Origin of the sequence: Burkholderia sp. Ac-20379 (genome assembly GCF_017104645.1) — a bacterium.
Lineage (GTDB): Bacteria > Pseudomonadota > Gammaproteobacteria > Burkholderiales > Burkholderiaceae > Burkholderia.
Window position 1 is genome coordinate 1 of the sequence record NZ_JAAGPF010000251.1, and the last position, 11,215, is coordinate 11,215.

Annotated in this window: 10 protein-coding genes; 6 read left to right on the top strand and 4 right to left on the bottom strand. The window is 69.0% G+C overall.

Annotated elements, in window-relative coordinates; translation table 11 throughout:
* The 3 genes from G3N92_RS24750 to cydB form a co-directional block, all read left to right on the top strand.
* A partial coding sequence (locus G3N92_RS24750) for a chloride channel protein (protein ID WP_206130230.1) occupies positions 1 to 1,186 on the top strand: 1,186 nt, incomplete at its 5' end.
* A gap of 325 nt (positions 1,187 to 1,511) precedes the next feature.
* On the top strand, positions 1,512 to 2,924 hold the full coding sequence (locus G3N92_RS24755) for a cytochrome ubiquinol oxidase subunit I (protein WP_206130231.1): 1,413 nt from the start codon (positions 1,512 to 1,514) through the stop codon (positions 2,922 to 2,924).
* A 4-nt stretch (positions 2,925 to 2,928) separates the two neighbouring features.
* Positions 2,929 to 3,936, top strand: coding sequence for a cytochrome d ubiquinol oxidase subunit II (gene cydB, locus G3N92_RS24760; RefSeq protein WP_206130232.1), 1,008 nt, complete (start codon positions 2,929 to 2,931; stop codon positions 3,934 to 3,936).
* A 249-nt stretch (positions 3,937 to 4,185) separates the two neighbouring features.
* Here cydB and G3N92_RS24765 read toward each other — a convergent pair whose 3' ends face one another.
* Positions 4,186 to 4,443, bottom strand: coding sequence for a hypothetical protein (locus G3N92_RS24765; protein ID WP_206130233.1), 258 nt, complete (start codon positions 4,441 to 4,443; stop codon positions 4,186 to 4,188).
* Positions 4,444 to 4,526: 83 nt separating this feature from the next.
* On the opposite strand from G3N92_RS24765, the gene G3N92_RS24770 reads away from it, so the two are divergent.
* The 3 genes from G3N92_RS24770 to G3N92_RS24780 all read left to right on the top strand — a co-directional run bounded on the left by G3N92_RS24770 (position 4,527) and on the right by G3N92_RS24780 (position 9,018).
* Positions 4,527 to 7,055: a glucose/quinate/shikimate family membrane-bound PQQ-dependent dehydrogenase gene (locus tag G3N92_RS24770; protein ID WP_206130234.1), complete on the top strand. Its 2,529-nt coding sequence runs from the start codon at positions 4,527 to 4,529 to the stop codon at positions 7,053 to 7,055.
* Positions 7,056 to 7,291: 236 nt separating this feature from the next.
* Entirely contained in the window at positions 7,292 to 8,380 is a 1,089-nt protein-coding gene (locus G3N92_RS24775) for a porin (protein ID WP_206130239.1), read from the top strand.
* Between the two features lie 50 nt (positions 8,381 to 8,430).
* The gene (locus G3N92_RS24780; protein WP_206130235.1) at positions 8,431 to 9,018 is read left to right on the top strand and encodes a class I SAM-dependent methyltransferase; all 588 of its coding nucleotides are present in this window, start codon (positions 8,431 to 8,433) and stop codon (positions 9,016 to 9,018) included.
* Between the two features lie 34 nt (positions 9,019 to 9,052).
* Here the strand turns inward: G3N92_RS24780 and G3N92_RS24785 are convergent, their stop codons facing one another.
* The 3 genes from G3N92_RS24785 to G3N92_RS24795 all read right to left on the bottom strand — a co-directional run.
* On the bottom strand, positions 9,053 to 9,685 hold the full coding sequence (locus G3N92_RS24785) for a glutathione S-transferase (RefSeq protein WP_206130236.1): 633 nt from the start codon (positions 9,683 to 9,685) through the stop codon (positions 9,053 to 9,055).
* A gap of 36 nt (positions 9,686 to 9,721) precedes the next feature.
* Positions 9,722 to 10,468, bottom strand: a complete 747-nt coding sequence (locus G3N92_RS24790) for an SDR family oxidoreductase (protein ID WP_206130237.1) — start codon at positions 10,466 to 10,468, stop codon at positions 9,722 to 9,724.
* A gap of 18 nt (positions 10,469 to 10,486) precedes the next feature.
* Positions 10,487 to 11,215 (bottom strand): alkene reductase (locus G3N92_RS24795; RefSeq protein WP_206130238.1); only part of this gene is annotated, 729 nt, incomplete at its 5' end.

The window sequence follows — 11,215 nt, forward strand, 5'->3', positions numbered from 1 at the left end:
TCTCGGCGGCATGCTGCTGGCGCTGCTGCTGCATGTGATCCAGCATCTGGCCTACGGCTACAGCGTCGCGCGCGTGATCAGCAACGAAAGCTTCCTGCAGGGCGTGTCGCAGGCTTCGCCGCTGCGGCGCGTGCTGGTGCTGACCGGCTGCGGCCTGGTGGCCGGCCTCGGCTGGTGGGCGCTGTACCGCTGGGGCAAGCCGCTCGTCAGCATCAAGCGCGCCGTGAAGGCCGCCGATCCGCGCATGCCGATCGTCAGCACGACCGTGCATGCGCTGTTGCAGATCGTGACGGTGGCGCTCGGTTCGCCGCTCGGCCGCGAGGTGGCGCCGCGCGAGATCGGCTCGCTGTGGGCCGGCTGGATCGCGCACCGGGCCGGGCTGTCGGCCGGCGACCAGCGGCTGATGGTGGCCTGCGGCGCGGGCGCGGGGCTGGCGGCCGTCTACAACGTGCCGCTCGGCGGCGCGGTGTTCGTCATGGAAGTGCTGCTCGGCAGCTTCGGCTGGTCGGCCGCGGTGCCGGCGCTGGCCAGCTCGGCGATCGCCGCGGTGGTGGCGTGGATCGGCCTCGGCAACGAGCATCAGTACACGGTCGGGCCGCTCGCCATCGACGCCTCGCTGGTGGTGTGGTCGGCCGTGTGCGGGCCGGTGTTCGGCGTGGCGGCCTACGGCTTCACGCGCCTGACCACGGCCGCGCGCGCCGCCGCGCCGCGCGACTGGCGGCTGCCGGTGCTGTCGGTGCTCAATTTCGCGATCATCGGCGGCCTGTCGATCGCGCTGCCGGCGCTGCTCGGCAACGGCAAGGGCCCGGCCGCGCTCGGTTTCGACAGCGCGCTCACCATCGGCACGGCCGCGGCGCTGCTGGTGCTGAAGGTGGCGATCGAATGGGGCAGCCTGCGGGCCGGCGCGGAAGGCGGGCTGCTGACGCCCGGCCTCGCCAACGGCGCGCTGCTGGCGATCGTGCTCGGCGGCGTGTGGAGCCTCGTCTGGCCGGGCGCCGCCACCGGCGCGTTCGCGATCGTCGGCGCGGCGGCGTTCCTGGCCGCCTCGATGCAGATGCCGCTGACGGCGATCGTGCTGATGGTCGAATTCACGCGCGTCGGCCACGATTTCCTGATTCCGGTGCTGATCGCCGTGGGCGGTTCGATCGCCGCATACCGGCTGGTCTCGTCGCGCGCTAAGGCGTGATCCGGCGGGCAGGGCGCGCGCCCTGCCGGTCTTCCTTACAGGCATGAAGCCTGCCCCCTGCGTCACGTCGGCCGCTCGCCGCGCTTGCGCGCGCCATGCGGTCTTTACCTTTCCCATGAATGGTTTATTGTTGAGGCGTGCCGCCCGCCGCGAAGCGGGCGGCGCGTTTCAACGGCCCGGATTGTTTCGCGCTGCTTGACATCGGCCGATTCGATGCACGGGCAACCATCGCGGCGAGCGGCGCTGACGCAGCGGCCGCCGCCACGACAGACAGCACGGCACACAGCCTGCGCCTTCCCCCGGGCGCCGGCGCAGGGGAAGCCGCATGGAGATCTTTGACGCATTGCATCTGGCGCGCCTGCAGTTCGCGTTCACGGTGTCGTTTCACATCGTGTTTCCGGCGATCAGCATCGGCATGGCCAGCTTCCTCGCGGTGCTCGAAGGCATGTGGCTGAAAACCGGCGATTCGTCCTACAAGGACATGTTCCTGTTCTGGTCGAAGATCTTCGCGGTGGGCTTCGGCATGGGCGTGATCTCGGGCGTGGTGATGGCCTACGAGATCGGCACCAACTGGGGCGGCTTCTCGCGCATCGCGGGCAACGTCACCGGCCCGCTGCTGACCTACGAAGTGCTGACCGCATTCTTCCTCGAAGCCGGCTTTCTCGGCGTGATGCTGTTCGGCTGGCAGCGCGTGAGCCGGCGCGCGCATTACTTCGCCACGCTGATGGTCGCGCTCGGCACGCTGATCTCCACGTTCTGGATCCTCGCCTCGAACAGTTTCATGCAGACGCCGCAGGGCTTCGGCATCGAGAACGGCCGGCTGGTGCCGGTGGATTGGTGGAAGATCATTTTCAATCCTTCGTTTCCGTATCGATTGCTGCACATGACGATCGCCGCGTTCATCGTGGCCGGCTTCCTGGTGGCGGCCTGCGGCGCGTGGCATCTGCTCAAGGGGCGGCGCGACGCGGCGGTCAAGCGCAGCTTCTCGATGGCGCTGTGGCTGCTGCTGCCGCTCGTGCCGCTGCAGATCCTGATCGGCGACGCGCACGGCCTGAATACACGCGAATACCAGCCGGCCAAGATCGCCGCGATCGAGGGCATCTGGGAAACCGAGCACGGCGGCACGGCGCTGAACCTGTTCGGGCTGCCCGACATGGATGCGGAAGTGACGCGCTATGCGATCCAGGTGCCGCACCTCGGCAGCCTGATCCTCACGCACAGCTGGGATGGCGAAATACGCGGCCTCAAGACCTTCCCGCGCGAGGATCGCCCGTATTCGCCGATCGTGTTCTGGACGTTCCGCGCGATGGCCGGGCTCGGCTTCCTGATGCTGTTCGCGGTGCTGCTCGGCTGGTGGCTGCGGCGCGGCGCGCGGCTCTACGAATCGCGGCGGTTCCAGCGCTTCATGCTGTGGATGGGGCCGTCGGGCATCGCGGCGCTGCTGGCCGGGTGGATCACCACCGAGGTGGGCCGCCAGCCGTGGACGGTGTACGGCGTGCTGCGCACCGAGCACTCCGTCTCGCCGCTCACGGGCCAGCAGGTCGGCGTCACGCTGCTGCTGTTCGTGATCGTCTATTTCCTCGTGTTCGGCACCGGCGTGTATTACATGCTGAAGCTGATGCGCAAGGGGCCGACGGCCGGCCACGGCGATGGCCACGGCGACGACGGGCAAACGGCCCATCCGGTGCTGCACAACCGGGCGCTGTCGCGGCCCGGCGACGCGATCGACCAGGAGTGACGCGATGGTTCTCGATCTACCCGTGCTGTGGGCCTTCATCGTCGGGCTCGGCGTGTTTCTCTACGTGATGCTCGACGGCTTCGATCTCGGCATCGGCCTGCTGTTTCCGTTCTTCGACGCCGAACGCGAACGCCAGGTCATGCTCAACACGGTCGCGCCCGTGTGGGACGGCAACGAAACCTTCCTCGTGCTCGGCGGCGCGGTGCTGTACGGCGCGTTCCCGGTGGCTTACGCCACGCTGCTGCCGGCCAACTACCTGCCGCTGATCCTGATGGTGATCGGGCTGATCTTCCGCGGCGCGGCGTTCGAACTGCGCGCCAAGGCCACGCGCACGCAGAACCTCTGGGATCTCGCGTTCATCGGCGGCTCGATGCTCGCCACGTTCTGTCAGGGCGTGGTGCTCGGCTCGCTGCTGCAGGGCACCACCATCGTCGACGGCACGTTCGCCGGCGATCCGTTCGGCTGGCTCTCGCCGTTCAGCGTGTTCTGCGGCTTCTGCCTGCTGATCACCTACGCGGCACTCGGCTGCGGCTGGATCATCTGGAAGACCGAGGGCGCGCTGCAGGAGAAGGCTTATGTCCTGATGAAGCCGCTGTGCCTGCTGCTGCTCGGCGCGATCTTCCTGGTCAGCGCGTGGACGGTGATCGGGCTGCCGGCCGTGGCCGAGCGCTGGTTCTCCGGCGCGCATCTGATCGTGTTCTCGCCGGTGCCGATCCTCGTGCTGGCCTGCGCCACCGGCATCGTGCGCGCCGTGAACCGTCGCCGCGACGTGCAGCCGTTCGTGCTGACGCTCGCCATTCTGTTTCTCGGCTACAGCGGGCTCGTGATCAGCATGTGGCCGAATCTCGTGCCGCCGTCGCTGTCGATCTGGGAGGCGTCCTCGCCGCCGGAAAGCCAGTGGTTCATCCTGGTCGGCACGGTGATCGTGCTGCCGATCATCCTCGTCTACAACTTCATGCAATACCGCGTTTTCCACGGCAAGGTGCGCGAGGGCGACGCCGGTTATCACTGAGCGGGAACGGGTTTTGCGGCAGCCTGGCGGCGTGCCATTGATCGGACGATTCGCGACGGCGCGAGACGCACGTCCGGCCCCGCGAACGTGCAGGTTCCGGGAAAACCCGTTATATTTGCGACCCTAAACGATATGAGCCGAATGTTTCAGAAGTCTTTCATGCGTTGACGGCCTGCGCTTCGCGCGCGGCGTTTGTCTCCGTATTCGATGTGTATGCCAGGCATTCACGTGACGGGAAGGACATGACAATCAGGCAAACCGGGTGGGCGTTTCTTCGGGTAGCCGGGCCTTGCGTTGCTTCGCGCACGCCAGGGGCCGGGCTGCCGCCGACATGATGCACGCGCCGTCGTCGCAGCGATTCGAACTCGCGCGGCCGGACGCGTCGCACGCTTCGTGGTGTGTTCCCAGATCCTGCCGTACCGCATGCGCGCCGCCGCGCGAATGCGCATGGCCCGACGTTTCGCGCGCGCCGGCTTCACCGCGGCGCGCGTTGCCGTAAGTCGCCATAACAAAAACAACGATGGAGGATGACCTGCGTGCTCGCACGCGCAGATCTGTTGATAAACCGTCTCAAACAAAAGGTTGGGATCATGACAAAACAATCCTCGTCGCTCGGTGTCATCGGCGGCCTGACATGGCTGTTCGCCTTGCTGGCAGGGCTTTACCTGCTGGTCGGCGGCGTCTGGCTCGCCGCGATCGGCGGCTCCGCGTATTACATCGTCGCCGGCATCGTGCTGCTGGTGTTCGCCTGGCTGATCCGCGGCCGCCGCGCCGTGGCGCTGACGCTGTATGCGCTGCTGCTGGTCGGCACCGCGATCTGGGCGGTCGGCGAATCCGGCTTCGATTTCTGGGCGCTCGCGCCGCGCTCCGGCGTGCTGGTGGTGTTCGGCGTCTGGCTGCTGGTGCTGGTCACGCGCAAGCTGAACGGCGCGCGCGCCGCGAACGGCTGGGCGCTGACGGTGTCGCTGCTGATCTGGGCCGGCGTGCTCGTCTACGCGAACTTCAACGATCCGCAGGAACTGAACGGCACGCTGTCGGCCGAAGCGCCGGCGCAAACCTCGCCGATTCCCGGCATCGCCGACGCCGACTGGCCGGCCTACGGCCGTACCCAGGAAGGCACGCGCTATTCGCCGCTCAAGCAGATCACGCCCGAGAACGTGAAAAATCTGCAAGTGGCGTGGACGTTCCGCACCGGCGACATGAAAGGCCCGAACGATCCGGGCGAGATCACCGATGAAGTCACGCCGCTCAAGATCGGCAACCTGCTGTATCTGTGCTCGCCGCACCAGATCCTGTTCGCGCTCGACGCAGCCACCGGCAAGCAGGTGTGGAAGTTCGATCCGCGCCTGAAGAACGATCCGTCGTTCCAGCACGTGACCTGCCGTGGCGTGTCGTACCGCGACCTGTCGGCCGACGCGCAATCGCAGCCCGCGACGGGCGCGACGCCTGACGCCGCCGCTGCCGCGTCGGGCGCATCGGCCGCCGATGCCGCTGCCGCGGCGTCCAGCGCCGCCAGCGCCACCGACGCAGCGGCAAGCGCCCCGGCCGCCCCGTCGGCGCCGGTCACCGCCGCCGCCGACACGTCGCCGGGCGCCTGCACGCGCCGTATCTACCTGCCGGTCAACGACGGCCACCTGTACGCGCTCGACGCGCAAACGGGACAGCGCTGCGCCGATTTCGGCAACAACGGCGATCTCGACCTGCAGCATCTGCAACCGGTCACCACGCCGGGCATGTACGAGCCGACCTCGCCGCCGATCGTCACCGACAAGGTGATCGTGGTGGCCGGTTCGGTCGAGGACAACTTCTCGACGCGCGAGCCGTCCGGCGTGATCCGCGGTTTCGACACGCGCACCGGCAAGCTGCTGTGGGCGTTCGATCCGGGCGCGAAGGATCCGAACCACATCCCGGGCGCGGGCGAGCACTACACCTGGAACTCGCCGAACTCGTGGGCGCCCGCTGCCTACGACGCCAAGCTCGACATCGTCTACCTGCCGATGGGCGTGACCACCCCGGACATCTGGGGCGGCCACCGCACGCCGGAACAGGAGCGTTACGCGAGCGGCCTGCTGGCGCTGCATGCCTCCACCGGCAAGCTGGCCTGGTTCTACCAGACGGCGCACCACGATCTGTGGGACATGGATCAGCCGGCGCAGCCCACGCTCGCCGACATCACCGACAAGAACGGCAACAAGGTGCCGGTGGTGTACGCCCCGGCCAAGACCGGCAACATCTTCGTGCTCGACCGCCGCACCGGCGCGACCGTCGTGCCGGCGCCGGAACTGCCGGTGCCGCAGGGCGCCGCGAAGGGCGATCATGTGTCGGCCACGCAGCCGTTCTCGGATCTGACGTTCCGTCCGAAGCAGAAGCTGACCGACGCCGACATGTGGGGCGCGACGATGTTCGATCAGCTCGTGTGCCGCGTGATGTTCCATCGCCTGCGCTATGAAGGCACGTTCACGCCGCCGTCGGAGCAGGGCACGCTGGTGTTCCCGGGCAACCTCGGGATGTTCGAGTGGGGCGGCATTGCCGTCGATACCGATCGCCAGATCGCCATCGCCAACCCGATCGCGCTGCCGTTCGTCTCGAAGCTGATCCCGCGCGGGCCGGGCAACCCGATGGAGCCGGAAGCCGGCGCCAAGGGCAGCGGCACCGAATCGGGCATCCAGCCGCAATACGGCGTGCCGTTCGGCGTGACGCTGAACCCGTTCCTCTCGCCGCTCGGCCTGCCGTGCAAGCAGCCGGCCTGGGGTTACGTGTCGGCGATCGACCTGAAGACCAACCAGATCGTCTGGAAGCGCCGCATCGGCACGGTGCGCGACAGCTCGCCGGTGCCGCTGCCGTTCCGGATGGGTATGCCGATGCTCGGCGGCCCGGCCACCACGGCCGGCGGCGTGTTCTTCATCGGCGCCACCGCGGACAACTACATCCGCGGCTACGACACCAACAACGGCAAGCTGCTGTGGGAACAGCGCCTGCCGGCCGGTGGCCAGGCCACGCCGATGACGTATGAGGTCAACGGCAAGCAGTACGTCGTGATCGCGGCGGGCGGCCATGGATCGTTCGGCACCAAGCTCGGCGATTACGTGATCGCCTACGCACTGCCGGACAGCAAGTAATCCGGCGCGCGGCGCACGCCTGGCGTGTGCGCCGCGCCGGCATCGACGCCGGCGGGATGCGGCCTTCGGGTTCGCATCCCGCCGGCCGTTTTGCTTCCGGCGTACCGGTTTTTCCTTTTCATTTCATGTTCGACCTGGCCGCGTATCCACGGCCGACGACGGTTCGATCGCCCGCGCGGGCGAGCCGTCGTCGATCGCGGATACGCGTTCGGGCGAAGCGACCGTTGCTCCCGTTCATGCGTCACGATTTCGTTGCGCGCGCAAGCTTGCGCGCCACTCCCGCCGGCCGCCCGGTTCGTTTTCCCCTTCGCCCGTGCGTCCGCGCGCTGGCGTTCGCCGCGCTGTGCGCGCCCGCCGCGCAGGCGTTCGCGCAGGGTTCGGTCACGCTCTACGGCGTGATCGACACCAGCATCGAAGTGACCAACCCCGGCTCGGGCTGGGTGCCGCGGCTCGATTCCGGCGCGTATCGCGGCTCGCGGATCGGCCTGCGCGGCTCGGAGCCGATCGGCGGCGGCGTGCGCATTCTGTTCGATATCGAGAGCGGCTTCGGCTCCAACGACGGCACGCTCGCCACCGCCGGCACGCTGTTCAACCGGCAGGCCTGGGTGGGCGTGGGCTCGCGCTGGGGCGAGCTGCGCGTGGGCCGCCAGTATTCGCCGATCTACATCCCGTTCAAAGGGCAGATCGATGCGTTCGGCGCGGGCACCATCGCCTCGGGCCTGAACAATCTCTCGAAGATCACGCCGTACGAGAGCAACGCGATCACCTATCTGTCGCCCGATTTCCACGGTTTCACGAGCACCGTGATGGTGTCGATGCGCGACCCGTCGGCCGGCGGCGCGAACGGGCTGGGCGGCACGATCGCGACGTTCGCCTACAAGCAGGGGCCGTTCCGCATCGCGTTCGCGCACCAGCAGACCAACGATTCGGGCGCGCTGCGCGCGAACATGGGCGGCGTGTCGTACACGGTGGGCAAATTCACGGGCTTCGTCTCGATGTTCAACGGCGACGGCGGCACGCCGCGCTATCACGACGACGGCGCGGCCGTGTCCGTGCGCTACGCGGTGTCGTCGCGCTGGCGGGCGGCGCTCGGCTATGCGTACATGCGCGACCGTTCGGGCAAGGGCAACGACGCCGACCAGTTCAGCGCGATGACCGAATACGACCTGTCGCCGCGCGTGCTGCTGTATGCGAGCGCCGGCTGGCTGCGCAACCGCGGCACGGGCACCTTCACGCTGCGCGGCGTGAACGTGACGGGCCTGACGCCCGCGTACCCGGGCGCGACGGTGAAGGGCGTGCAGGTGGGGATGATCCAGCGGTTCTGAGCGCGTGGCATGATGCGCGATCCGACCAGCGATGCAACCGCTTCCGCGCCATGACTTTCACGCTGACGACCCTGCAGCACCTCGTTCCGATTGCCGTCGTGGCGATCGTCCTGCTGGCGTGCCTGTCGCTCGTGGGGTATCAGTTGCGCACCGGCGTGCCGCCGCTGTCGTCGAGCGCGCGGGCCGCCGAGGACGTGATCGCGCTGCTGAGGCAGGCCGGCCTGGCGCCCGGCGCGGTGGTCTATGAACTCGGTTCCGGCTGGGGTTCGCTCGCGATCGCGCTGGCCCGCGCGTTTCCGCAGGCCGAGATCCGCGGCATCGAGCTGTCGCCGTTGCCGTATTGGGTGTCGCGGCTGCGCGCCCGCACGCTGACGAACCTCACGCTGCGGCGCGCCAATTTCCTCGATTGCGATCTGAGCGACGCGCACGCCGTCACCTGCTATCTGATGATCAAGCCGATGCGCGCGATCGCGGCGCTGCTCGACCGGAGCGTCAGGCCGGGCACGCCGGTGGTGTCGCTGTCGTTCTGGTTTCGCGACCGGCAGGTCGCGGCGTCGTTGCAACGCGCCGGCCTGCTCAGTTCCTCCGCCTTGTATATCTGGCCCGCGCGGCGCGATACGCCGGCCGGCCAGTCATGACCGGGCGCGCCGGCTCAGGCGCGCCCGGCTCCCGTCACGCCGCGGCGCTCGGCCGCGACGCCACCTGCGCATGCCAGCGCTTGAGCGCCACATGCTCCGCCGCGAGCGGCATCGCGAACGCGCGCGTCGCGAAATCCACCGCCACCATGGCTGTGATGTCGGCCGCCGAAAACTGCTCGCCGGCCAGGAACGGCACGCTCGTCAGGCGCGCGTCCAGATCGTTGTAGAAATTCGCCACGCGCTGCTTGCTGCGCTCGACCAGCTCGGGAATCTGCGCGTAGTTGTGCGGCCCGGACAGCGCGCGGCCCTTGAGCCCCTCGGCCGCGTTGCGCACGCCTTCCATCACGGCGGCGAACCCTTCGAGTTCCGCGCGCCGCTCCCACATCGCCACGATCGCCTTGTCCCGAGGCGTCGCGCCGTACAGCGAGGGCGATGCGAACGCATCGTCGAGATAGCGCATGATCACGGGCGCTTCGCCGATGGCCGTGCCGTCGTCGAGCACGAGCGTCGGCACCACGGCGCGCGGGTTGACGGCGCGGTACGCGTCCGAGAGTTGCGCGCGCGAACCGAGATCCACCGGCACCAGTTCGAGGTCGAGCCCTTTCTCCGCGGCCAGGATGCGCACGCGCCGCGCGTTGGGGGAACCGCCGGCATGAAACAGTTTCATGATGTTGTCCTTAACGAATGAGAACGGAGGGGGCGCTCACAGCTTCGAGCCGCCGTCGACATGCAGCGTGTCGCCGGTGATCCAGCGCGCGTTGTCCGAGGCGAGGAACGCCACGGCCGCGCCGATGTCGGCCGGCTCGGCCATCCGCTTGAGCGCCTGGATGCCCAGCGCGAACGCGCGCCCGGCATCGGTCTTGGTGAAGTTCGACATGTCGGTCGGCACGATGCCCGGCGCCACCGCGTTGACGCGGATGCCGCGCTCGCCGAGCGCCACGGCGAAGTGCTTGACCAGCGTGTCGATCGCGCCCTTGGTGGCCGAATAGGCGGCCAGCGTGCCGAGCGCGCCGCGCGCGGCCAGCGACGAGAGCAGCACGATGCTGCTGCCCTTGCACATCACCGGCATCAACTGCTGCACGAGGAAGAACGGCGCGCGCACGTTCACGGCGAACAGGTCGTCGAACGCCTCGACGGTGGTGTCCTCGATGCTCGCCGCGTGCGAAATGCCGGCGTTCGCCACGAGGATGTCGAGCCGGCCGCCGATGATCGCGCGGGTTTGCCGCGCCAGCCCGTGCGGGCCGTCGGGCTGGCGCAGGTCGGCGGCGATCTTCTCGGCCTTGCCGCCCGCCTGGCGGATTTCGGCCACCACGGCGTCGGCTTCCTGCGCGCCGCGGCTGTAGTGCACCAGCACCTGCGCGCCCGCGTTCGCCAGCGCGAGCGCGCTGGCGCGGCCGATGCCGCGCGACGCGCCGGTTACCAGCGCGGTCTTGCCAGTCAACGTGTTCATGTTCGGTTCTCCTTGGGATCAGGCGGCCTGGGCGGCGGGGTAATCGGTGTAGCCGCGCGCGTCGCCGCCGTAGAACGTGCCGCGGTCGTAGGCGTTGAGCGGCAGGCCGGCGCGCAGGCGCGCGGGCAGATCGGGGTTGGCGATGAAGAAGCGGCCGAAGGCGACCGCGTCGGCATGGCCCGCCGCGATTTCCGCCTGCGCCTCGTCGCCGTGGAAACCGCCGGCGGCGATCACCGGGCCGCCGAAGCGTGCGCGCAGGCTGCGCGCGGCCACGGCCTGCAAGCCTTCGCCGGCTTCCTCGGAGCCGATCACGCGCGGCTCGACCACGTGCAGATAGGCCAGCTCGCGGCTCGACAACGCGCCGGCCACGAAGTCGAAATCGGCGGCCGGGTCGCGATCCGACATGCCGTTGAAGCGGCTGCTCGGCGAGAGCCGCACGGCCACGCGGCCCGCGCCCCACACACCGCGCAGCGCGTCGACCACCTCCAGCAGCAGGCGCGCGCGGTTCCCGATCGGGCCGCCGTAGGCGTCGGTGCGATGGTTGCTGCCGTCCTGCAGGAACTGGTCGATCAGATAGCCGTTGGCGGCGTGCAGTTCGACGCCGTCGAAGCCGGCCTCGAGCGCGCGCCGGGCCGCCGCCGCATAGCTGGCGACGATCGCGGGCAGCTCGTCGGCCGCCAGCGCGCGCGCCGGGGTGACCGGCACCCAGCCGTCGCGGGTGAAGGCCACGCCGTCGTACGGCACGAT